23 protein-coding genes are annotated in these 22,328 nt (G+C 46.8%); 20 read left to right on the top strand and 3 right to left on the bottom strand.

Annotated elements, in window-relative coordinates; all coding sequences use genetic code 11:
- Positions 1-272 precede the first annotated feature (272 nt).
- The 6 genes from E0698_RS17340 (at position 273) to E0698_RS17315 (ending at position 5,294) form a co-directional block, all read left to right on the top strand.
- Complete coding sequence (locus E0698_RS17340) at positions 273-611, top strand: iron-sulfur cluster biosynthesis family protein (RefSeq protein ID WP_192512350.1); 339 nt, start codon at positions 273-275, stop codon at positions 609-611.
- 362 nt (positions 612-973) lie between these two features.
- The gene (locus tag E0698_RS17335) at positions 974-1,531 is read left to right on the top strand and encodes an SLOG family protein (RefSeq protein ID WP_134914441.1); all 558 of its coding nucleotides are present in this window, start codon (positions 974-976) and stop codon (positions 1,529-1,531) included.
- A gap of 158 nt (positions 1,532-1,689) precedes the next feature.
- Positions 1,690-3,555 (top strand): rhamnogalacturonan lyase, encoded by a 1,866-nt coding sequence (locus E0698_RS17330; RefSeq protein ID WP_192512349.1) that lies wholly within the window; start codon positions 1,690-1,692, stop codon positions 3,553-3,555.
- A gap of 177 nt (positions 3,556-3,732) precedes the next feature.
- Positions 3,733-3,966, top strand: coding sequence for a hypothetical protein (locus E0698_RS17325; protein WP_134911031.1), 234 nt, complete (start codon positions 3,733-3,735; stop codon positions 3,964-3,966).
- A gap of 123 nt (positions 3,967-4,089) precedes the next feature.
- Entirely contained in the window at positions 4,090-4,959 is an 870-nt protein-coding gene (locus E0698_RS17320) for a DL-endopeptidase inhibitor IseA family protein (RefSeq protein WP_192512395.1), read from the top strand.
- A gap of 89 nt (positions 4,960-5,048) precedes the next feature.
- Entirely contained in the window at positions 5,049-5,294 is a 246-nt protein-coding gene (locus E0698_RS17315) for an HPr family phosphocarrier protein (protein ID WP_014279995.1), read from the top strand.
- Positions 5,295-5,400: 106 nt separating this feature from the next.
- Here the strand turns inward: E0698_RS17315 and E0698_RS17310 are convergent, their stop codons facing one another.
- Both E0698_RS17310 and E0698_RS17305 read right to left on the bottom strand, forming a co-directional pair.
- Positions 5,401-6,189 (bottom strand): formate/nitrite transporter family protein, encoded by a 789-nt coding sequence (locus E0698_RS17310; protein ID WP_013308962.1) that lies wholly within the window; start codon positions 6,187-6,189, stop codon positions 5,401-5,403.
- A gap of 95 nt (positions 6,190-6,284) precedes the next feature.
- The gene (locus E0698_RS17305; protein WP_044646593.1) at positions 6,285-7,064 is read right to left on the bottom strand and encodes a Cof-type HAD-IIB family hydrolase; all 780 of its coding nucleotides are present in this window, start codon (positions 7,062-7,064) and stop codon (positions 6,285-6,287) included.
- A gap of 198 nt (positions 7,065-7,262) precedes the next feature.
- Between E0698_RS17305 and E0698_RS17300 the strand changes: the two genes are divergently transcribed.
- Together E0698_RS17300 and E0698_RS17295 are read left to right on the top strand one after the other, a co-directional pair.
- The gene (locus E0698_RS17300) at positions 7,263-8,279 is read left to right on the top strand and encodes a WXG100 family type VII secretion target (protein ID WP_192512348.1); all 1,017 of its coding nucleotides are present in this window, start codon (positions 7,263-7,265) and stop codon (positions 8,277-8,279) included.
- A gap of 215 nt (positions 8,280-8,494) precedes the next feature.
- Entirely contained in the window at positions 8,495-9,259 is a 765-nt protein-coding gene (locus E0698_RS17295; protein WP_192512347.1) for a hypothetical protein, read from the top strand.
- 191 nt (positions 9,260-9,450) lie between these two features.
- Here the strand turns inward: E0698_RS17295 and E0698_RS17290 are convergent, their stop codons facing one another.
- Positions 9,451-10,884 carry a hypothetical protein gene (locus E0698_RS17290; protein ID WP_192512346.1) on the bottom strand — a complete coding sequence of 478 codons (1,434 nt, stop codon included), beginning with the start codon at positions 10,882-10,884 and terminating at the stop codon, positions 9,451-9,453.
- A gap of 368 nt (positions 10,885-11,252) precedes the next feature.
- Between E0698_RS17290 and E0698_RS17285 the strand changes: the two genes are divergently transcribed.
- The 12 genes from E0698_RS17285 (at position 11,253) to E0698_RS17230 (ending at position 22,210) form a co-directional block, all read left to right on the top strand.
- A complete protein-coding gene (locus E0698_RS17285; RefSeq protein WP_134911026.1) occupies positions 11,253-11,699 on the top strand; it encodes a tellurite resistance TerB family protein in 447 nt (148 codons plus the stop codon).
- Between the two features lie 28 nt (positions 11,700-11,727).
- A complete protein-coding gene (locus tag E0698_RS17280) occupies positions 11,728-12,321 on the top strand; it encodes a TerD family protein (protein ID WP_192512345.1) in 594 nt (197 codons plus the stop codon).
- Positions 12,322-12,368: 47 nt separating this feature from the next.
- Positions 12,369-12,944 carry a TerD family protein gene (locus tag E0698_RS17275; RefSeq protein ID WP_134911025.1) on the top strand — a complete coding sequence of 192 codons (576 nt, stop codon included), beginning with the start codon at positions 12,369-12,371 and terminating at the stop codon, positions 12,942-12,944.
- Between the two features lie 33 nt (positions 12,945-12,977).
- Positions 12,978-13,559, top strand: a complete 582-nt coding sequence (locus E0698_RS17270; RefSeq protein WP_134911024.1) for a TerD family protein — start codon at positions 12,978-12,980, stop codon at positions 13,557-13,559.
- 102 nt (positions 13,560-13,661) lie between these two features.
- Positions 13,662-14,927 carry a TerD family protein gene (locus tag E0698_RS17265; RefSeq protein WP_192512344.1) on the top strand — a complete coding sequence of 422 codons (1,266 nt, stop codon included), beginning with the start codon at positions 13,662-13,664 and terminating at the stop codon, positions 14,925-14,927.
- A 26-nt stretch (positions 14,928-14,953) separates the two neighbouring features.
- Complete coding sequence (locus E0698_RS17260; RefSeq protein WP_134911022.1) at positions 14,954-15,688, top strand: TerC family protein; 735 nt, start codon at positions 14,954-14,956, stop codon at positions 15,686-15,688.
- Positions 15,689-15,854: 166 nt separating this feature from the next.
- Entirely contained in the window at positions 15,855-17,042 is a 1,188-nt protein-coding gene (locus E0698_RS17255; protein WP_192512393.1) for an HpcH/HpaI aldolase/citrate lyase family protein, read from the top strand.
- A 52-nt stretch (positions 17,043-17,094) separates the two neighbouring features.
- Positions 17,095-18,441 carry a phosphoribosyltransferase family protein gene (locus E0698_RS17250; RefSeq protein ID WP_192512394.1) on the top strand — a complete coding sequence of 449 codons (1,347 nt, stop codon included), beginning with the start codon at positions 17,095-17,097 and terminating at the stop codon, positions 18,439-18,441.
- Positions 18,438-19,589, top strand: coding sequence for a cysteine protease StiP family protein (locus tag E0698_RS17245; RefSeq protein ID WP_192512343.1), 1,152 nt, complete (start codon positions 18,438-18,440; stop codon positions 19,587-19,589). The genes E0698_RS17250 and E0698_RS17245 overlap by 4 nt, the downstream gene beginning before the upstream one ends.
- Positions 19,586-20,422, top strand: a complete 837-nt coding sequence (locus E0698_RS17240; protein WP_192512342.1) for an HAD family hydrolase — start codon at positions 19,586-19,588, stop codon at positions 20,420-20,422. Before E0698_RS17245 ends, E0698_RS17240 begins: the two co-directional genes overlap by 4 nt.
- Before the next feature lie 17 nt (positions 20,423-20,439).
- Entirely contained in the window at positions 20,440-21,471 is a 1,032-nt protein-coding gene (locus tag E0698_RS17235; protein ID WP_192512341.1) for an ATP-grasp domain-containing protein, read from the top strand.
- Between the two features lie 58 nt (positions 21,472-21,529).
- Entirely contained in the window at positions 21,530-22,210 is a 681-nt protein-coding gene (locus tag E0698_RS17230; protein ID WP_134911018.1) for a hypothetical protein, read from the top strand.
- Positions 22,211-22,328 lie beyond the last annotated feature (118 nt).

Here is a 22,328-nt window from a genome sequence, read left to right as displayed (position 1 = left end):
TTCTTCTGAATGCTTACAGTAGATTTAGAGCGCTTAGCCTATCCGGATGGGTGCTCTTTTTTGTGTGTTTCAAAGTTCAAGCCGCGAAAAGATAAAATTTTAGTATTGTTCTGAAATGGTTCGGCCGACCATCACTCCATCGTTCAAAAAGTGAGTGCAGTCACACAAGTACAATGATAAGCTTAACTATAATGTATATATACATCGTTTAAATTTCGCTCTTTTGGAATCACGGTTCCAAGTATTCATGCATAAAGGAGAAGAATAGCCTCATGGATATACAATTACAGTTGGACCCCTTGTCAGTTGAACGATTAGCAAGCGCGCTTTTAGCACGACCGGGAGTATTTAAGTTGTTTTATGACACAGAGGGCTGTGGATGTAACGGCGTAATTGTCATCTTGGTGGTCACTGCGCCCGATGCTACCGATATAGTCATTCAGTCCGAGCCCTATTCTTTTTTTGTAGACCGGCAGCAGGAGCAGCAATTCGACAGCAGAATGAGGCTTGAGGCAGACCCTAATTATCCGTCATTTAAATTGAGCAGCGATGCGGGCCTATTCAGCAGCAACATTAGAATTAAAGATGTGCGTGTAAAATCGTCTACTTGAAGAGTACTGGGTGGCTAGGGGAAGTATGTAATGTAAACGGAGACGACTATTGCGAGTATGAAATCCGTTTTTAATAAGTTAGTAATAATACCAAAATATGGAGTATTTTTAATGGAAAAGAATAATCTTGCCCAATTACAAAAATATCAGGAGAACAAATTTACCAAATGCATTATTCATAAAGAAGCATGAACACGAAACCAGTAGAGAATCCCAAAAGACGAACCTCATCCACCAAACATGGAGCGAAGTTCGTCTTTTTGGACGTATTTGCTTAGCTCTCCAAAGAACTAAGTTATGTAGTGGCCTCCTTGTAAGTGGTACAATAACCATTATGATCATTCGAGAAGGACGTTGAGATGATGAAAAACTTACTCGTTTCGGGCTACCGCGCTCATGAATTGAATATTTTCAACCAAAAGCACGAAGGCATTCCATATATCAAAAAGGCGATCACAGGCAGGCTCATTCCCCTGATTGAAGAAGGACTGGAGTGGATTATTACTCCTGGTCAGTACGGGGTGGATCTGTGGGCCTGTGAAGTGGCAATTTCACTGAAGCAGCAATATCCTCACTTGAAATGCTCCATTATGGTGGCTTATCAAAATATGGAGGAAAAATGGAAAGAGGACAAAAAGGAGTATTTTCAGCAGATCTGTAAGGGAGTTGACTATGTAGGAGTCGTCAGCCGCCAGCCTTATCAGGGAATATGGCAACTCAAGGCACGGGATGAACTGCTTTTCCGCAAAACCGATGGTTTATTGCTCGTTTATGACGAGGATGCCGGGGAGGGCAGCCCACGTTTTATGAAAGAACTGGCATTAAAAAAACAACAGGCAGAAGGCTATCAATATATCAGCATTAGCTCTGAGGATATCCAAAGCATAGCGGATGAAGAACGACTATTCATGGACCTCTGATTTTTAAAGCATTAGCTCGGATTTTTGAACAAAAAGGGCGTGTTCGTCCCTTTACTTTTATGTAAGCGCTATCATAAAATTTAAACAACAATAATTTATCAGTCAGATAAAATAAATTTATTGAAAAAAACAAATTATGAAAGGAGTTAAGGATTCAGATGAAAAAAAGATTTCGGTATACCGCGTTGCTCTGTCTCGGTGTCATTTTGTGTGGAACAGTCACCCCGATGGATAGCCAGATCTCTGCTGCCTCCACGAGGCAAATGGAAAAGCTGAACCGGGGAGCTGTCGCGGTCAAGGTGCCAGAGGGCGTATTGGTGAGCTGGCGCTTGCTGGGCACGGAAGCGGATTCGGTCAGCTTCAATCTGTATAGAGGGACAAGCAAGGTCAATGATGCGCCGATTACGTCGAAAACCAACTTTCTGGACAAGACAGGCACAACCTCATCTTCGTACACGGTTCGTGCCGTAGTGAATGGAGCAGAACAGGCTGCTTCTTCAGCGGTAAAGGTATGGAGCAACAACTATCTGGATGTTCCCATCCAGCAGCCTGCAGGCGGTACAACCCCGGATAATGTCAGTTACACGTACAACGCCAATGACGCCAGTGTAGGTGATCTAGATGGGGATGGCGAGTATGAGATTGTGTTAAAATGGGACCCTTCCAATGCCAAGGACAATTCACAATCCGGCTACACGGGAAATGTATTTTTGGACGGCTACAAGCTGGATGGAACACGCAAATGGCGAATCGACCTGGGCCGGAACATTCGGGCTGGAGCGCACTACACGCAATTTCTGGTCTATGATTTTGACGGAGACGGCAAAGCAGAAATCGTATGCAAAACAGCAGACGGCACTAAAGACGGCACAGGGGTGACCATTGGCAACGCCTCGGCGGATTACCGCAATGCCAGTGGCTATATTTTGGACGGGCCTGAATTTTTGACCGTGTTCTCGGGCGATACGGGCAAAGCACTTAGCACGATTGACTATGTGCCGCCACGGGGAACGGTATCCAACTGGGGAGATAATTATGGCAACCGGGTGGATCGTTTTCTCGCCGGGGTTGCTTATCTGGATGGCGTGCGGCCCAGCATTGTGATGGCACGGGGTTATTACACCCGGACGGTTCTGGTCGCGTACGATTGGCGTAATGGTAACTTGAATCGACGCTGGACTTTTGATAGCAATAGCTCCACCAATGCCGGAACCGCTGGACAGGGCAACCATAGCTTGAGTGTGGCGGATGTGGATGGAGACGATAAGGATGAAATTGTGTACGGTTCGCTGGTGGTGGACGATAACGGAGCGAAGCTGGCTAACACGGGCATGGGACACGGGGATGCACTTCATGTTGGAGATTTGGACCCGGACCGTTCAGGCTATGAAGTGTTTAAGGTAAACGAGGACAAAAACGCGACCTACGGCGCTGCCATGTATGACCCGCGTAATGGAAACATTTTATGGGGCGTAAATACAGGCAAGGATACCGGAAGAGGTATGTCGGCAGACATTGACCCTCGTACCAAGGGCAACGAACAATGGGCACCGGGCATCGGCGTACGTTCTGCCAAAGGAGAGCTTATCACGAATACGCTACCATCCTCCATTAATCTTGGAATCTGGTGGGATGGCGATTTGCTGCGTGAGCTGCTGGACCATACCTCGTCTAGTGCTGGCAAAATTGACAAGTGGAACTATACCAACTCAACCACTTCCAATTTGCTTACGGGGACGGGCACCAGCTCCAATAACGGAACGAAAGGAACTCCGTCCTTGCAGGCCGATCTGTTCGGAGACTGGCGCGAGGAAGTGATTTGGCGCAAAAGCGACAATTCGGCGCTGCGTATCTACACAACACCATATGAGTCAGAGTATCGTTTTTATACACTTATGCATGATCCGTTGTATCGCCTGAGTGTAGCGTGGCAGAACGTGGCCTATAACCAGCCGCCACACACTGGGTTTTATCTGGGAGAAGGGATGTCCAAGCCCGCGCAGCCGAATATATACACCCCTTGATTTGCAGGTCAATTTGCAGGTCGAAATGAAACGCGAATGAACAAAAACGGAAAGGGTTCCGGGTTGATCGGAGCTCTTTTTGTCATTCCAACAAAGAAGACAACGTATGATTTTCATAAAAATGGGAACATTAGTTCTTATCAGTGAAATCTACGTATGAAAAAGGAGGCGGGATATGTGACTTCTCTAACGACGGAAGGTATGATTGCGCTCGTAACCAATGTCGGATTCCCTGCTGCATTAAGTCTGATTCTGTTAAAATATATCCTTGTCACCCTTAGCCGCAGATTGGAGCAGCTTGACCAGTCTGTTAAGCAACTGTCACAATCCCTGGAAGAGGTGGAGGCAAAGCGAGTGAAGCAGTCAGAAGAAACGCACCCGGCAAATACGGACAAACTTCGTGCAGAATGAACAAATAAAGCCAAATAGAAACAATTTAGCAACCCAATTGTGGTGCGGAATTCTTATAATAGAAACGTGTGCAGTTTATGCAGGTATATGATTATGGAGGTGCATCGAATGATGAAAACAGGTATGAAAATAAATACGAAGCTATCCGCGCTGTGCATCGCAGCTACGCTTATGAGCGTAGCACAGGCCGCAGCCGCCGCGCCCGCCGTGACCGCTCCAGCGGAAGCGACGCAACCGGGCATTGCTAGTCCGGCAGCATCCGCCCCAGCCAAGGTGCCAGCACCAGCAGCATCTGCGTCTGTTACGACGCCAGCCCCCGCACAAGCGCCGTCGGTTCCAGCAGCATCGGCCCCGGCCACAGTTGCGGATTCCGCCAAAGCCGCTACACCAGCAGCTCCGTCTGCACCAGCACCGTGTCCATCCGCTTCGGTAGCGCCAGCGGCTGCTCCGTCCGCACCGTCGACTGCGAAGCCGTCCAAGCCACAGCCGCCGTCCACTTCGGGGCCAGCAGCCGCTGCTACCAGCGTGAAACCAACGCAGTTGGACAAGTTGAATCACGAGAGCGCCATTCCGCTCGTGCTGGAGGCGCAGTCGCGTTATCTGTACGCGATCAGCGGTGGTAGCACCGTGGGCGAATCGTTCCAGTGGAACGGCAAAAGCTACCGCTATCTGTCCGAGGACATCGGCACGAAGACCAAACTGATCAGCTATCTGATGCAGGCATACACCAAGCAGGCCAGTGAGCAATTTGTTGGGAAATTTTTCGTTGAAATTAACGGAAAACTGGCTCAGCTGGACGCAGATGGTGGTAACCTGCTAGAGTTCAACCGGGCTACAGCGAAAATGGTGACGATGACCCCGGTTAAGCGCAGCTATCTGCTGACCGTGCCTTATCCGGCAGGAACCAAGCAGGCGAACGAGAAAATCACCGTAAATTTTGAAAAGGTCGGCAGCTACTGGAAAATCAGCTCCGCACCGCATGTCATTTTCTAAATTAAGATTTTGCAACATGCTTCATATGGGGTAAAGTGAAGTTAAGACTTGTTTCGTAAGTCCCAATTCAAGGCAGGGGAGTGCTGCGCATGATGACACCCATCAAGGTAAAAGACGTTAAGGATATTGAAAAAATCAATCAAATCGTTTCGAATTATACCTATGACATTTGGATTCATGGCAAAAGCGGCATGGCAGATGCCAAATCCATTTTGGGCATGTATGTGCTAAAGCTGGATGAACCGCTGACTCTGGTAGTGCCCGACACCGTCAATCCCAAAAAACTGTTCAAGGAGCTGGAGGAATTTATTCATTTTCCTGCTCAAGAAGGATAACAGACAAGTAAACACCTGTAGACGCTGCATACTCTAAATTAAAAATGTTCTAATTCAAAATAATGCAAAGAAGCCGTGGAATACTTAAATCCCACGGCTTCTTTTTTTAATGCTCCTCCTCGTCCAAAAACGGGAGATTCACCGAATAGTACATGACTCCCATCAGCAGCACACCGCCAACCAGATTCCCGAGCGTAACCGGAACGAGATTATGGATCACACCAGCGACAGAGACTGTACCCGGATGGTCCAGCACGAGGGCAATGGCGAAAGTACACATATTAGCCACGCTATGCTCATATCCCGAAATGAAAAAGCAGAACACGAACAGCATCATGGCAAACATTTTCGCGCCATTTTCCTTCATAAACATGGGCACGAAGAAGGCAAGGCAGACCAGCCAGTTACATAAAATAGCCCGGAAGAACAGCTGCATTGCAGGCGCTTCCATTTTATGCTCCACCACGTTCAGTAGAAAGCTGTTCACGCTGGAGGAGTCAAACAGCCCGGTTAAGTAAATAAGGAGCGCGAATACCCCCGCACCCAGCAAATTACCGCCATAGCTGGCAGCCCACAGCCGAAGCACCTGTCCCCAGCGCAGCTTTTTACGGAGCGCAGCATAGGTGTAATAAAAGGTGTTGCCTGTAAACAAATCACCACCGCCGTAAGCGATCAGAATGATGGCCGCCCCGAACGTGAGTGCTGCCATAGGATAAGTGAATGGAGAATGCTCCATGTAAAAAAAGTTGCCCGTCTTGAAGGCCACAATAACGCCGAACCCGATGAACATACTCGCCAGCATGGAACGAGCCAAATACCGGAGCAGGCTTTGCTTGTAAATTTTGTACTTCTTCATGGCTAGCTGTTCGACATTGCGTAAGCCTTCCGTCTCCATATCCAACGACAACCTCCTATTTTCTCGAATGTAAGTCTTTAAACAGACCTTATTTTTCCCTAAACATTGCCCAGTCAGTCAGCAATCCTGTTAGCTTATAACAAACCAAGCTTTTGCAGTCCGTACAAAATGCCGTCTTCATCTGCGCGTTTTGTGACCATTTTAGCTGCGGCTTTGGCTTCATCACAACCGTTACCCATTGCGACACTATTATGTACAGCCGTCAGCATTTCCACATCGTTCAAACCGTCGCCAAAAGCGTATTGATTTTCATCGGCAATGCCCAGTCTGGACGTAATTTCGCGGATGCCCATTGCTTTGGAGCCAGCGTGAGGAACAACGTCCACAGAACTCGGATGCCAGCGTACAAAGTCAAAAGCTTTGAATACCGCTTCATAGAAGGGTTCTTCTTCTACCGTACACATCAATAGCGTCTGATAAATATCTCTTCCCTGGAAATAAAGCGGATCGTATCCAACCGAAAGTTTGGCCTTAAACGTTTGAACCGATTTTTCTACAAGCTCATCGTTAGGAATGTTAGCCTTCATATTGGCATGATCCATATATACGATCGCATGATTATGTGTGAGGGCCAGATCAGTCATCGCTTGCAAAGCTTCTCTGTTCAACGGATTGGTAGCAACCACTTCTCCCCGAAGCACGACATATTGCCCATTAAAGCTGACATAAGAATCAATTTCAAGCTGCTCACGGATTTCCTTGAACATAAAAGGTGCGCGTCCTGTGGCAATAGCTACCTCATGGCCCTGCTCTTTCAAAGCAAAGACGGCCTTTTCAGCCGTTAGCGGCATTTTTTTGTCATCGTCCAGTAATGTACCGTCGATATCGAAAAAGATAATTTTTTTGTCTGACATATTTTTACACCTGACTTTCAATAATGTATTGTCGAAATTAACTCATATGGATTCATTATATCAAAGGAACTGCTTCTGAATACACAAATACGTATAAATCCTCATGAATGTCTGACTTCTATAGCTTACAATATGAAATAAGGATTACTGTAAAATATAATGCCTATCTCCTATTTTCATAGACGGGATGTGATCAACATGACGAAAATCCAAGTCACACCGGAGCAGTTGGATAGCGTGGCCTCCCAATTTGCCAATGCCCACGGAACACTGTATAACCAGTTAAACGGCCTGGATAACACAATGAACAACCTTCACAGCCAGTGGGACGGTATGGAGAGAAATCGCTTTTATAACGACTATCGGACGGCTAAATATACGCTTTCTTCCGTGTTAAACAAGGTTCAATCCATTGAAATTGAGCTGAAAAGCATTGCTTCGAAGTTTAGAAGTACGGATGACAACCCGCGTGGCTTCTGGACTGCATTAGCGGCGGCTATGAGCGCTAGTGCAGCGTCGGCGGGCGGTGGAGAAGCCGGGAAACAAGCTGGAGATGCCTCCAAGCCTTCTAAAAACATAGATGACTGGGATCGGGCCGACGCCGATAAATACCATCAATATGAGAAATTACTGAAAGATGCCGAGGCGATTGGAGACAAGCAGGTCATGCAGAAAATCCACGACCAGATGAACGTCCTGCGGCTGCAATATGAGGATTCGGTTACCCGCACAGATTACAATTCAGGAGAAACGTCCAAGATCACAGCCGATTCTCTCGTCGCCGTCACCGAGCTGACAGGTAAGGATGGCACGAAAACGGATATTTCTATAGATAAAAAAGGAAATGTTGTCAGCTACGAGCAAAATACCGACAAATACGATTACTGGGCCCAAGAGCATACCCAATCGGCCGGAGAGCACGCTCTGGGTAAAACGGCCCAGACCGTCACCGGATATGGCATAGGTCTTATATTGTCGCGCGGAACTGGCGTTGGTGGAGCAGGTTCAGGTGCAGCCTCCGGCTGGGGAGAGCACGTCGTCGGCATCGGCGGTGGTATGATCAGTGACAAGGTACTTTTCTCCGTTCCCGATGAGGGCGAAACCCGCACCATGATCTACCGAACCAACAAAGAAACTGGACATATCGAAAACATGATCATCGTCACCAAGGGTGAGAATGAAATGGAGTACCGCTACTGGGAGGATTATAACTAGAAGCGGCTATGAGCTGAAAACGATCATACTCAATGCGAATAGGAGTATCTATAAAATCTACAGTCTTTTTTTTCCGGAACAGGTGAGTAGCGGTTGGAAACTGTAAAACTCGCTAGCTGGAGAAGTCTGTAGATTTTTTTGTTTACCAAAATTTTCTGGAAACCGATATATTAATAGATGAGTTACATATTTCACTTTCTTCCGAAAATATTTAAATGATTTATTTTGGTAAAAAGGCTATTTTTAAAGTTGAACTAAGTGAGATTGAGACTATCAGAGAGATCATGGCTTGGAGGAATTATTTGAAGATGATGGATGCGTTCATTAAGCATTATCGGGAAAAGGTTGCATTTAGTGCTTTATTATTTAGACATATGAAATTTCAGTATTTAGTTACACGTTGGGGTCTTGTCTTGTTTGTCTTTTCCTCAATATTGTTAGTTGGAGGCGCACTATTAAGTCTACTAGCCTTACAAATGACTATTGGAATAGTTAGTCTCGCCTTTTGGTTTGTGTGTGCGTGTATTATGTATACATTGGCTTATGTTTTCATTAAAAAAGCAAAAGTAATCATTAAGACACGTTACAGTATTCAACCTAAAAAAGGAGCTTGGCAAACGAAAGAATTTTATCAATATCAGTTCAAATGCTTCGAAAATCAACTTCATTTATTTAATCTATACGATGAGAAAAAGCTGGAATTTCTGATTAACTTGATCGAAAAGGAGATTGCCCGAGGAAAGCCCAAGGAATATCTCGCCTCAGGCGTATATCTCGCACTCTTTGTTCCCTTGTGGGTGCAATTTTTGACGGCCATATACAAAGCTGTACATGTAGAAGTTTTGAGTGTGGCACAAGAAGTGCTCATTTTTCTTGGAATTGGATTTGGTATTCTTATTGCAATACGAATCTGGGGGGGTACAAAAAGATGTTTGCAGAGACGGCTGAATTGTTTCAGAATAATGATTCACAGACGCTAAGCGAAATCATAAAATTGTCAGAAAGTGCTTTGCTTAAATTGAAGAGTGAAGAAAGAAAAGCATAATAAAAGTAGTTGAAGTGCGTTTTATACAAGCTTGAAAAAAGCTGTGGTGAACCGCGGATTATAGAAAAAAGCGCAGTGACTTCCGTTGAATTGGAAGGCTGCGCCTTTTCGTTGCTTTAATTAAATTTACTGAGCCTCCCCGTTCAAATAACGATAAAAGGGAGCATCCACCCAGAAGTGATAGCTTTCCACCTCTACACCTGGCTTGATCTTACGTAAGCCATCGGTAATGGAGGAAGCCTTGTCCGTCAGCGAAAAGGACTGGGCGTAATAGCGTCCTGCGCTGACCCGATTGTTCGCAATCTCTGTGTAGGCTGAGCCGGGGGAGGACAGGGAGTAATAGAGCGGCTGCCACCAGGACTGAGCGATCAGGCCGGCTTGGTCTTTACTGTTCTTTTTGGCGTATTGGTTGATGATAGTGTCAAAACGGTTCTTCTGCCCGATCGTCGCAAATTCGAGGGCAAGGTCATACTCCTTGGAGTAGGCGATATAGTTACCGTTGTTGATTTGTACGACTCTATAGTTTTCGGTCTGGACAGGCTGTCCCCATTCTTTCAAGTATACAAAAGCCGAAGTTTTTGGTTCCAACTGTACTTTGGCTTGAATACCCTCGCTGCGAAGCAGCCCAATCAGTTGGATCGCGTGCTTGAGATCGCTGTGTCCATAAGTAAGGGACAGCTTCGGATCAAAATGGGCATCATAGCGGCTGTCCTTGATATTGTAGCCTGTGAACAGATTTTGCTGAAGTCCTGCGTCGAACAGGGCTTGCAGCTCCGGGGATTGGACGAGTATCTGTGTATCGTAGGCCTGATGGATTTTAGCAAAAATATCGTCATCCTGTACTTGACCGACGGTATTTTTGTATTCGCCGTGGAATGCCAGCACACGGCTTAGCACCTCGGCGGTGAATGACGCATCGGCTTGTTCTTCCGGCTGGAAGGAGGACAGCTCGCTTTGCGGCAGCAGTCCTGTATCTACAGCGACTGCCAGATCCTGCGAGGCCGCCAGACGGGTCTCAGCAGTTCCAGTCAATGTACGAATCCCCGATTTAGTCAGCACAGCCTGCGCCTTATCCTCAGAGTATGTAGCAGCCAACTCAGTCAATCCGGCGGCTTTTGCAGCTATACGGATCGCGTCATTTTGTGACAGGGGAACGGACGGTTTTACGTCAGTGTTATCCAGTATACCTTCTGCATACAGTGCTGCCGCTTGGGCATACAACGGGTCATTTGAGTTTAAGCCTCTGAAGGCGGTGTTTTTGTCCGCAGAAGCTGTACTTGAGCTGTTCAGGTTCAGCACGGTGGCAAGTGCGACGATATATTCCCTTTTTGTCGGGGTTGAGGATAGTTGGATGTTAAAACGGTCCTTTAGATAGGTGAGCTGGTTGTCCGAATCGGTAACAGTGCTTGAAGCGGAGCTGTTTACTTGCTGGACGATCGGGGCCGCCGCGGGTGCGGCATAGGAATCAATAGGATTGGAAAAGGCAGCGATGAATAGGGCGGCGGATAGGGGAATCATTTTCCAAGAGGATAGTCTTAGGCTGGCAAAAGGTGCGGTCATGTGAAATTTCCTCCTAAATAGGCTATACTATTTTATATTATTCCTAGCGAAATACTTATAATTTGATAGAATGATAGCTTGTTCCTCTCAAACTGTCAATCCATCTTAAATGTATTTAGCCACATATCCATATGATCATACCCGCGAGGTATCTATGGACTTGCAATTAGGGTACCAAATGATAGATGATGGAAGAGGGCCTTTTAGCAGAAAATAGGGCTAAAGATAGAGAGGATACCGATAAAAAATAGATCGTATTTACCGTATTTTTGTATATTATTGTAGAAAAAGATCGTAATTCAGGTTATAGTAAAGGAAGAAATTAACTAGGATGCGTTTCACCCAAATACGATTTTGTGGAGGGCAACATGAGTACATTTAAAAATTGGCTGAATACAACTAAAAAGGGTCTTGGAGACCAGGTTAAGAAGTTTAAAAATAAAGATTTCATGGAAGCTGTTGTGGCGGGTTGTGCGCTGGTAGCCTTTGCTGACGGTACCATTGGTCCGGAAGAGAAAGCGAAAATGGCCGGATACATAAATCTCAGTGAGGAACTGAAAGTGTTTGATATGGGAGAGGTCATCAATCGCTTCAATCACTATGTAGCGAACTTTGAATTTTCGCCTGAAATCGGCAAACAGGAAGCACTCAAAGCGATTGGCAAATTGAAAGGCAAGCCTGAAGTGGGCCGACTCGTCGTTGGCGTATGTAGTGCCATTGGTGCTGCTGACGGTGACTTTGATGCAAATGAGCAGCGAATTGTCGCTGAAATTTGCGGTGCTTTGGGTTTGAATCCGTCTGAATTTAGTCTGTAAATTTTACGGAAGGGAGGTGTGTTAATCAGTGGCTGTAATTAATCTGGTTAAGGGCCAGAAAATTGATTTGACCAAAGGAAACGCAGGTCTAACCAAAGTTATTGCCGGATTGGGATGGGACCCGGTGCAGTCCAAAGGATTTTTTGGCATCAAGAAGCAACCGAATATTGATTGTGACGCTTCTGCCATTTTACTGGACGCAAACGGAAAACTGACTCAATCGGACAATGTAGTATGCTTCCATAATAAAAAAAGCCCATGCGGCTCAGTCGTACATTCCGGTGATAATTTGACTGGACAAGGTGACGGTGATGATGAACAAATTGTGATTGACCTGGCACGTATTCCTGCCAGTGTCCACAAAGTGCTTGTTGTTGTAAATATATATGATTGCGTAAACCGGAAACAGGATTTTGGCATGATCGAGAAAGCGTATATCCGCATTCTGGACGGTGCTAATTCCAAGGAACTGGTGACGTTTAATTTATCTGATAATTATGAAGGGCTGACTGCATTGGTTTGTGGAGAACTCTATCGTCATAACGACGAATGGAAGTTTGCTGCCATCGGTGAAGGTACGAATGCCGTACATATTGATGTGCTGGCTCAGCGCTATATGTAATTTATTTTACAAATACCAAACTTAATTATGGAAAAGGGGTTCTTATCATGGCAATTAACTTATCCAAAGGTCAAAAGATTGATTTGACGAAAACAAATCCAGGCTTGTCCAAAATCACGGTTGGTTTAGGTTGGGACACGAACAAATACGACGGCGGTAAGGATTTTGACTTGGACGTATCCATATTTTTGGCTAATGCAGAAGGTAAAGTAGAATCGGATAAGAACTTCGTCTTTTTCAATAACCCACAAAATGAGAACGGCTCTGTTGTTCATACCGGTGATAACCGTACGGGTGATGGTGACGGAGATGACGAGCAAATTAAAATTGATTTGGGCAGCGTGCCAGCTAACGTTGAAAAGATCGCTTTTACGATTACAATCTATGAAGCACAAGAACGCAGCCAAAACTTTGGACAAGTGTCCCGTGCTTATGCTCGTATCGTGAACGAAGCAAACAATGAAGAATTGATTCGCTTTGATCTGGGAGAAGATTTCTCGATCGAAACAGGCGTTGTTGTAGGCGAACTGTATCGTCATAGCGGTGAGTGGAAGTTCAATGCCATTGGCAGCGGCTACCAAGATGGTCTTGCAGGGTTGACTCGCGATTACGGTTTGGCGTAACTAAAATCTATACAAAGAAAGCAGGTATGCAGTATGACCATTAGTCTTTCCAAAGGACAACGTATTGATCTGACCAAAACCAATCCCGGCTTGACCCGTGTTGTCGTAGGTCTTGGATGGGATACGAACAAATACAGCGGTGGCGCGGACTTTGACCTGGATGCTTCGGCTTTCCTGCTTTATGAAGATGGCAAAGCGAAAGCTGCGGATGATTTTGTATTTTACAACAATCCAACAGGCGGAGCAGAATCTGTGATCCATACAGGCGATAACCGCACAGGTGAGGGCGATGGGGATGACGAGCAAATCATCGTTGATTTTTCGAAGATTCCTGCGAACATCCACCGTATCGGAATCACGGTTACCATTTATGATTACGAGGCACGCGCGCAAAACTTTGGTCAAGTGTCCAATGCTTTCGTACGTGTGGTAGACGCAGCGACGGATCGTGAAGTGCTGCGCTACGATTTGGGAGAGGATTTCTCCACCGAAACGGCCGTGGTATTCTGTGAATTTTACCGTCAGAATGCGGACTGGAAATTCCAGGCGATCGGCAGTGGCTTTGCTGGTGGATTGGGTGCGCTTGCTAAAAACTATGGCTTGGACGCTCAATAATATCCACTTGGGGTGGTGTCCATAGGGCGCTACCCTTTCTTTTTAAGCCATTGAATGGGCGTACGCTGACACATGACAAACGGACAGAAAGGTGACACAATCATGGCTGTTATCGTAGTAAAGGGACAGAAGGCGGATTTGACCAAAACGAATCCGGGTCTGACCCATGTCAACGTAGGGATTGGCTGGGAGTCCCCAGCGTCTCTGGAACTGGATACTTCGGCATTTTTGCTGGGTCCTGGAGGAAAAGTATCAGGCGATGAGGATTTAATTTTTTATAACAATCCGACCACGCCCTTTATCACATATTCAGACGGACAACAGTCCAGTGACAAAAAGCAATTTGCCCTTGATCTGACGCGAATTCCGGCAAACATCGAGAAGATTGCGTTTACGCTGACGATTTATGATGCGGATCAGAAACGGCAAAATTTTGGACAGGTTCAAGGTGGATTCATTCGTTTTGCTCATCCGGTTAGCGGAGAAGTTTTGCGGTTTAATTTGGACAGCGGATTTACAGTGGAAACGGCCATTGTCATTGGTGAACTGTATCGTCATAACGGGGATTGGAAATTCAACGCGATTGGCGCAGGTTTTTCGGGTGGATTGGATGCGTTGTGCGTTAATTTTGGGATTGAAGTGGAAAATAATCCGGCTCCTCCGGCGCCAGTGCCTGCACCACCTCCAACTCCTCAGCCAGCACCAACACCGCCGCCAGCACCTCCTGCTCCGAAGCCAGAGCCATCTGCAACACCGGTGAATCTGAATTTGCGCAAAATTGAGCTGAAGAAGAAGGGCGACACCATCAACCTGAAAAAAGGCTCGGGCGGATTGGGTGAAATCCTGATCAATCTGAACTGGAATCAGGTACAGCAGAGCAAGGGCTTTTTCAGTCGTGGCTCCAAGGGTGTCGATCTGGATCTGGGCTGCTTGTATGAGATGAAGGACGGGGATAAAGGTGTTGTTCAGGCGCTGGGTGAAGTTTTCGGCTCGCTGAATCGCTTCCCGTACATTGCTTTGGACGGCGACGACCGTACGGGATCTGTGAAAACAGGGGAAAATCTTCGCATCAACGGTGCTAAAATTTCTGAAATCAAGCGAATTTTGGTGTTTAGCTTCATTTATGAAGGCGTTACGAACTGGTCGCAGGCGGACGGGGTGGTCACGTTGTACCAGAAGGACGGACCGGATATTGTCGTTCACCTGAATGAACATGACAACCGCAAGGGGATGTGTGCGATTGCCATGCTCCAAAACGTGAACGATGAAACGTTCAGCATTGAAAGACTCGTGCAGTTCTATGGCGGCCATCGTGAGTTGGATCGTGCACATAACTGGGGCATGCGCTGGTCGCAGGGTAGTAAATAAACTGAATTATCGGAGGCACTCTTTTCATGTTGAATGATTTATTTAAAAATATCAGCGAGAACTACGGCCATTTCTTTTCATGGAGTGATGTTGTAGCTACGCTTTCTGACCCGGTGAGCTGGGGGATTATTGGAACTCTCATTTTGCTGGAAGGTCTTTTGTCGGCGGATAACGCCTTGGTTCTCGCGGTTATGGTTAAGCATTTACCGAAGGAGCAACAGAAGAGAGCCCTATTTTACGGGATTTTGGGTGCGTATATATTCAGGTTCCTCGCCATCGGCTTGGGTACGTTCCTGATTAAGTTCACGCTGATTAAGGTCCTGGGTGCGGCCTATCTTCTCTATATTGCTTATAAGGGCTTATTCAAGTCTGAAGGTGATGGAGAAGTGAAAAACAAACCTACTTCTTTCTGGAAAACGGTATTAATGGTCGAACTGATGGATATTGCCTTCAGTATTGACAGCGTCATTGCCGCTTTCGGTGTGAGCGAGAAAGTATGGGTTCTGTTCCTGGGTGGTATTCTCGGCGTTCTGATGATGCGCGGTGTTGCTCAAGTGTTCCTCAAGCTCATTGATAAATTTCCGGAACTGGAACAGACAGCCTTTATTATGATCGCCATTATCGGGGGTAAAATGTTGGCTGCTGCTTTTGGCTTTCATATGTCGCAGGTCTTGTTCTTCGGCATTTTGATTGCCGTCTTTGTAGGTACAATGGTGATTAGCTCGGCGAAAAGAAAGAAAAAGGCCGACGAAGAGGCTTAATGTACAAAGTATAGCGAAATCCCTCCTGAACCTAAGGGGGGATTTCTTTTATACCCGAGGCACAGGGCTTCAGTCAGGCAAGAAAGAGCAAGAGGAGGAGAAGGCCCTGAAATATTTTAATGATTTGACCTCTGAGGAAGTAGAAGCGATCTTTTATACTCCACCGTTGGAGTTTCATAACCGTTCTCCCAAAAGTATATTGGCTTATGCGATAGGAGCAGCTTTGTACATGCCTGCGACCCGTTCGGAAGTAGCGGAAGAGATCAAGAATGGAAAACATGAAGGATTGACGACGGTCATGCTGGATTTGGAGGATGCCATTGGGGATCAGCAGGTCGGGCAGGCGGAACAGTCGCTGGCACAGCAGTTGCTTCAACTATTGTCCTATGTACGGACGGGGATGATGAGTGAACAGCAATTACCTTTGTTATTTGTGCGTGTGCGCTCTGTGGAGCAGTTGGAACGACTGCTGAACGGTTTGGGAGAATCTTTGTCGCTGCTCACGGGCTTTGTCTTACCCAAGTTCTCTTCTGATAATGGACGAGCGTATTTTGCACTCATTGCTGAATATAACCGGAATATGCATACAGGGGCAGGAAACGAAAGCAACATGCCTGTGCTGTACGGATTACCGATTCTTGAAAGCTCCAAAATCATTTATCGGGAAACCCGCTGGAAAGAGCTGCTGTCGATTAAAGAAATTTTAGACGAGCATCAGGAATATGTGCTGAATGTACGAATTGGGGCAACCGATTTCTCCAGTCTATATGGCTTGAGACGCAGCCCGGATATTACGATTTATGAAATTGCCGTCATTCGGGATTGCATCGCAGATATTATTAACTTGTTTGGACGCGTGGGCTCAAATTATGTCATTTCCGGTCCTGTATGGGAATATTTCTCTCACCGAGAACGTGTCTTTAAACCTCAATTAAGAGTGTCTCCTTTCGAAGATGCACTTGGAAAGCCGGGACGACACTTGCGGATGGACTTCATCTCAGATGCCGTAGACGGACTGATTCGAGAAGTCATGATGGACAAAGAGAATGGGATTATCGGCAAAACGATTATCCATCCCTCCCATATTAAACCGGTACAGGCTATGTATGCGGTGACACATGAAGAGTATATGGATGCACTTGAAATTGTTGAGCGTAACGACGGTAGTCTGGGTGTATTCAAAAGTACCTATGCCAACAAAATGAATGAAATTAAGCCGCATTTGAATTGGGCTCATCGTATTATAAATAGATCAAAAGTATACGGGGTGTTACATGAACAACAACATTTTGTCAGTCTCTTACCCAACCACGAAAACACATCTGCTGCCAATCCTGGAGCAGTTCAGCGTTAAAATTACGGAGACACATAATCCATTCCGCCTTCCTGTGGACAAGTTGTTTGCGATGGCGGCACGGGTCAACAAAAAGCGTTCGTTTTTATTTGTCAGTAAGGTGCTGGGCAAGCATATTCCGGTAAACCCATACACTTCTCTGCTCAGTGGTGCGGCGCTGGCGATTCTACTATATAAGGAGCTTGTCCCACAGGCAGGACAACAGATGGATGAACTGATTGGAGAGGCCGTGAGAGGACTTCTTGACCCGGACTATGCGAAAGAGGCCTACCGAAAGCTGATGGATGAACGTTTAGCTTTTGCTTTTACGGAGCCGATCAAGTTTGTTGGTTTTGCCGAGACGGCTACAGCACTGGGACACAGTATGTATCGGTTGTTTGACGACGGAGCCTCGTATATTCATACGACGCGCGAGGATATTCCGGGCCTTCGGCCTATTATTCGGTTTGAAGAAGAGCATTCGCACGCTGTTGATCATCGTTGCTATGCACTGGATGAAGATGCTTTTGCGGGAGATGGCCCGATTGTGCTGGTAGATGATGAAATTACGACGGGAAAAACAACGCTTAATATCATACGGGATATTCAGGAGCATTTTCCGCGTAAACAGTATGTGATTGCTTCGTTATTAGATTGGCGGACAGACAGCGATGAGCAGGCTTTCACTGATCTGGAGGCAGAGCTAGGCATTACGATTACGCCTTTAAGCTTGCTCAAAGGAAAGATTGAGGTACAGGGAGTACCGATACTGGATCACGCAGAATATGCTGGACAGGCTGGGCACCCAGAACATGCAGCCACTAGCATGGCAGAGGTTAATAAATACGCTTCTGGAATAATTGACCACCGTTTTGAAAGGGATACTTCCGGTTTTGAGCGGGTAGTACACAGCTCCATGTCAACGGATGGGTACGCCAATACAGCTCCTTATCTAAAATATACAGGCCGTTTTGGTCTACAATCCGCTGACAATTCAGCGTTGGATGCAGAAATCACGCGTACAGCTGAACGACTGAACCAACTTCGTTCTGGGCAACGCACGCTGGTTATGGGCACGGGAGAATTCATGTACATTCCAATGCGGATTGCAGCAGAGTTAGGTCCGAATGTGTATTTTCAATCGACGACACGCAGCCCGGTGTATCCACACCGCGAAGAAGGGTATGGAGTCGCTTGTGGTGTGACATATCCATCGCCTGAGGACAGTACGATACGCAATTTTATTTATAATGTAGCCCCTGGTCAGTATGACGAGATCTTTGTTTTGATCGAAAGGGAGTCGGACCCAGAGCGGATGAACCCCATGCTGGAGGCTTTGACCCGTCTGGGCTGCGATAAAGTGCATGTCGTTTATTTTAACGGTTTAACTAGACAGGAGAGTAAAGGAGCGCGGATATGAAGCAAGCACTCATTGAGCAAATACAGCAGAAGAACATTCATCCGCCCGAACCGTTGGGCAGTTATCCTGCCTCGGATGTCACTTTTTTATTGAAGGATTTGAGCCGCGTTACGTTGGAAAAAGGGACGGAGGATCGTGAAGAGGCGATTCAGTCGGGAGTCCATTATTCAGAAATGCTGCCAGTGGAATACGAGCCGACAGCAGAATATATTGCATTGTTTCACGAAACGCTTGCCCAATCTGCCGAAAAGATCGCATTAGCGGCAGCTTCTGTGGCTGAGATGATTGTGAGAAAAAGGGGCCTGAACACGGCGATTGTTTCTCTTGCCAGAGCGGGAACGCCCATTGGTATCCTGATCAAGCGCTATATTGACTGGAAGTATGGCGTATCCTTGCCGCATTACAGCATTTCTATTATTCGTGGCAAAGGCATTGACCGGAATGCAATTTTATACATTTTACAGCAGCATGGGCTGGAAATTGAACTCCAGTTTGTCGATGGCTGGACGGGAAAAGGGGCGATTCGCCAGGTGTTGATCGAGGCCTGCCGTGAGATGAATGCGGATTACGGGTTGCGCCTAAATGATGATCTGGCGGTGCTGGCTGATCCGGGCAGCTGCTCGGAGACCTTTGGTACACGAGAAGATTATTTGATCCCAAGCGCTTGTCTGAATTCGACCGTATCTGGTTTGATGAGCCGGACGGTATTACGTGACGATCTGATAGGTCCGAACGATTTCCATGGGGCCAAATTTTATGAATCCTGGCGGTCGGTGGATCAGTCCAATACGTTTGTGGATACAGTGTCCGGGTACTTTCAAGATGTGGCTGAAACGGCCGTTGCATATGCTGAACAGATGACATTGAATCCGCCTACGGTGACATGGCAGGGCTTACGGGATATTGAGGCGATTCAGCAGGCATTTGGTATTCGGGATATTAATCTGGTCAAGCCCGGTGTGGGAGAGACGACCCGTGTACTGCTGCGCAGGGTGCCGTGGAAAATTCTGATTGACCGTGAGGATAATCCGAATCTTCAACATATTATGCTGCTGGCAAAGGATCGTGGAGTGCCTGTAGAGGTGTTTGAAGGATTGACTTATTCCTGCTGCGGGATTATCAAGCCGCTCAAGGGGGGACAAGAATGATCTACGCAAGTGACCTGGATCAGACACTGATTTACTCCAAACGTTCGCTTGGCATCCCGCTGGAGTCCCTTGGTCTGTTGCCTGCGGAACAGATGGACGGGGCGACGTCGGCGTTTATTTCTGCACAAGCCCTGCAATTGCTAAAGGCCCTGCCGGAAGATGTGATGTTTATGCCCGTGACGACTCGGACGATAGAACAGTATAGACGAATCACTGTGTTTCAGACGGAGTTGGCTCCCGCATATGCCGTGACGAGTAATGGCGGAAACATCATCGTTGGGGGCGAGGTAGATCGAGAGTGGAATCGACGTATTCACAAACAAGTACAGCGTGATGGTGCTCATGCGGAAGAAGCACGTCAGGTGTTCGGACAGGTGCTGCATGAAGACTGGGTCGTAAACGAACGCTTTTGCGACGAGTTATTTTATGCTTTCGTGATTGAACGGGATCGTATGCCGCTGGAACAGGTGCTGGAGAAGGCGCGGATTATGCGTGAAATGGGCTGGGAGGTATCCATTCAAGGTCGTAAGATATATCTGGTGCCTGCGGCCGTGAATAAACAGGCAGCCGTGGAGCATATCCGTAATCTCACGAATGGAGGGGCTGTGGTTGCGTCCGGTGACTCTTTGCTGGACCGTTGTCTGCTGGACTATGCCGATTATGCGATTGCTCCCCGTCATGGTGAATTGTATCGGGAACAGCTGCGGGATAAGCTGGAGGTCAATTACCGTTTTACTGAAGTGTCGGGGGTTTATGCAGCGGACGAAATCATGGCGTATGTTCATGAAATACACCGGAGTGTGTTCGCAGCTCAAACTTCATTTTCAGAATAGATAGGGGACGTGGCTCTGTGAAGAAGGTTAAGGTGTATTTTAACCGCTGGTTTTCAGTGGCGTATCATTATATGAATGCTATTCGTAACAATGAGGACGGTATTCCGTTCGAGATCTATGCGACACACTCAGATCCGCAGCACATGGCGCTACAGGCCAGTGATGTGGCTGAGGTGGAGCCGCGCACAAGTGGCGTGGAGTATGCACGTTATTGTGCGGATTTTTGCCAGCGTCACGGAATTGATGTATTTATTCCACGGTGGAATATGCTCGATATTAGCAAGAATCTTCATCTGTTCGACGAAATTGGGACGAAGGTCATCGTATGCCGGGATACCGAACTGTTGGAGCAGTTGATGGAAAAGGATCTGTTTTATGAATCCATTCGCCAAAAGGATATTGTCACGATTCCCGATTATGCCATTGCCAGCAATGCAGAGCAGTTTAAACAGGCTTATGAAACGTTAACGGCACGCGAGCATAAGTTATGCTTCAAGCCATGTAATGCAGAGGGCGGAATGGGTTTTCGCATCATCGACAACGAGCGTAATCCACTGGAGGAGCTGTTCGGACATGCGCTGAACCATATCTCGTTCGAGGAGGCATATCGTGTATTGTCATCCACAGAGTCGTTCCCCAATCTGATGGTGATGGAGCTGCTGGAGGGCTATGAATACAGTATTGATTGCCTGGCTGACCGAAACGGAAAGCTGCTGGCAGCAGTTCCGCGCAGGAAGGCGGGAGGGCGATTACGGTTGCTGGAGCACCATACCGAGCTGCTGGATGTGGCGCATAAGGTCGCTGAGGCGTATCACATTCCGTACAATTATAACATTCAGGTAAAATATAACGGCGAGCGTCCCAAACTGCTGGAAATCAATCCGCGGATGTCTGGTGGACTACATGTGTCATGCTTGTCCGGCATCAATTTTCCTTATTTGGCGGTTAAATCGGCTTTGGGTCACGAGGTGGGTCCGCTTTATCCGCAATACGACATTTTAGCCAGTCATATCGAGCAGCCAATCACCATACGTAAATCCTTACATTGACACATGTAGAGTATATTTTCTACAATATGGTAAGGGTTTACGTCAGGAGGTACAAGCTATGACGTCAAAAATGTGGGGAACCACGATTGCCGTGGGCAGCTATTTGATTGCGCTTTTGCTGAGTTTTTGGTTGCCATTTTTTGTGTGTTTGGCGATTCCGATCATTGGTTTAGGGGGATACAACGTCGTTATGGCTATCCGCCATCCCCGACCCAATCTGACGGGTTCTGTTATACCGGTAGAGCAGGCACAAGCTGTTGAGACACAAAAGATTGAAAAGGAATCCTCGGCACCAACAGAGCCTGTAACTGAGAAACCACGCTTATCGGAACAGGTGAGCAGCGAATTTGCTCAGGTCATGGAGTATCTGGAGGTATTGGAGGATATGGTAATCTCCGAGGGGCAAAAGGATGCGCTCGATAACGAGATCGTCGAGAAGGCATTGGCTCTGTTCGCACGTTTACAGCGGGTGATTCCGCTTTTGCATGAATTAAATAACAGCGAAGTAAACCACACCGTTCGGAGGCTGATTTTGAAGGACCTGAATGGACTGATTAATCCATTTCTCCGGCTCAGCGGTGATGCCAAGCGAACCAACCGGAGAACGTTATTAAACGGTTTGCGGGATGTGGATAGCAAAATATCGGTGATTGTATCCACGGTGGAGCACAAGGATCTGATGGAATTACAAAGCAAAGCCGAACTAATTCACCAGCGGTACAGCAGTTCCGAATTGTAGGCTATTTTTATGAAAATAAAAATCAGCAGCATAGCTGCTCTAAACAATAACTATTAGCCGTTGGATTTTAAAATTAAAAAAAGCAGCATAGCTGCCCTAAACAATAACTATTAGCCTT

This window comes from Paenibacillus sp. 23TSA30-6 (genome assembly GCF_014858585.1).
Lineage (GTDB): Bacteria > Bacillota > Bacilli > Paenibacillales > Paenibacillaceae > Paenibacillus.
The sequence above is the reverse complement of the archived record's forward strand: the minus strand, read 5'-3'. Positions and strand labels throughout refer to the sequence as shown.

What these genes read in the sequence shown, in the direction of transcription:
- E0698_RS17340 (WP_192512350.1), top strand. Translation starts at nt 273, where the DNA reads ATGGATATACAATTACAGTTGGACCCCTTGTCAGTTGAACGATTAGCA.
- E0698_RS17335 (WP_134914441.1), top strand. Translation starts at nt 974, where the DNA reads ATGAAAAACTTACTCGTTTCGGGCTACCGCGCTCATGAATTGAATATT.
- E0698_RS17330 (WP_192512349.1), top strand. Translation starts at nt 1,690, where the DNA reads ATGAAAAAAAGATTTCGGTATACCGCGTTGCTCTGTCTCGGTGTCATT.
- E0698_RS17320 (WP_192512395.1), top strand. Translation starts at nt 4,090, where the DNA reads ATGAAAATAAATACGAAGCTATCCGCGCTGTGCATCGCAGCTACGCTT.
- E0698_RS17315 (WP_014279995.1), top strand. Translation starts at nt 5,049, where the DNA reads ATGATGACACCCATCAAGGTAAAAGACGTTAAGGATATTGAAAAAATC.
- E0698_RS17310 (WP_013308962.1), bottom strand. Translation starts at nt 6,189, where the DNA reads ATGGAGACGGAAGGCTTACGCAATGTCGAACAGCTAGCCATGAAGAAG.
- E0698_RS17305 (WP_044646593.1), bottom strand. Translation starts at nt 7,064, where the DNA reads ATGTCAGACAAAAAAATTATCTTTTTCGATATCGACGGTACATTACTG.
- E0698_RS17300 (WP_192512348.1), top strand. Translation starts at nt 7,263, where the DNA reads ATGACGAAAATCCAAGTCACACCGGAGCAGTTGGATAGCGTGGCCTCC.
- E0698_RS17295 (WP_192512347.1), top strand. Translation starts at nt 8,495, where the DNA reads ATGATTTATTTTGGTAAAAAGGCTATTTTTAAAGTTGAACTAAGTGAG.
- E0698_RS17290 (WP_192512346.1), bottom strand. Translation starts at nt 10,884, where the DNA reads ATGACCGCACCTTTTGCCAGCCTAAGACTATCCTCTTGGAAAATGATT.
- E0698_RS17285 (WP_134911026.1), top strand. Translation starts at nt 11,253, where the DNA reads ATGAGTACATTTAAAAATTGGCTGAATACAACTAAAAAGGGTCTTGGA.
- E0698_RS17275 (WP_134911025.1), top strand. Translation starts at nt 12,369, where the DNA reads ATGGCAATTAACTTATCCAAAGGTCAAAAGATTGATTTGACGAAAACA.
- E0698_RS17270 (WP_134911024.1), top strand. Translation starts at nt 12,978, where the DNA reads ATGACCATTAGTCTTTCCAAAGGACAACGTATTGATCTGACCAAAACC.
- E0698_RS17265 (WP_192512344.1), top strand. Translation starts at nt 13,662, where the DNA reads ATGGCTGTTATCGTAGTAAAGGGACAGAAGGCGGATTTGACCAAAACG.
- E0698_RS17260 (WP_134911022.1), top strand. Translation starts at nt 14,954, where the DNA reads ATGTTGAATGATTTATTTAAAAATATCAGCGAGAACTACGGCCATTTC.
- E0698_RS17250 (WP_192512394.1), top strand. Translation starts at nt 17,095, where the DNA reads ATGGCGGCACGGGTCAACAAAAAGCGTTCGTTTTTATTTGTCAGTAAG.
- E0698_RS17245 (WP_192512343.1), top strand. Translation starts at nt 18,438, where the DNA reads ATGAAGCAAGCACTCATTGAGCAAATACAGCAGAAGAACATTCATCCG.
- E0698_RS17240 (WP_192512342.1), top strand. Translation starts at nt 19,586, where the DNA reads ATGATCTACGCAAGTGACCTGGATCAGACACTGATTTACTCCAAACGT.
- E0698_RS17230 (WP_134911018.1), top strand. Translation starts at nt 21,530, where the DNA reads ATGACGTCAAAAATGTGGGGAACCACGATTGCCGTGGGCAGCTATTTG.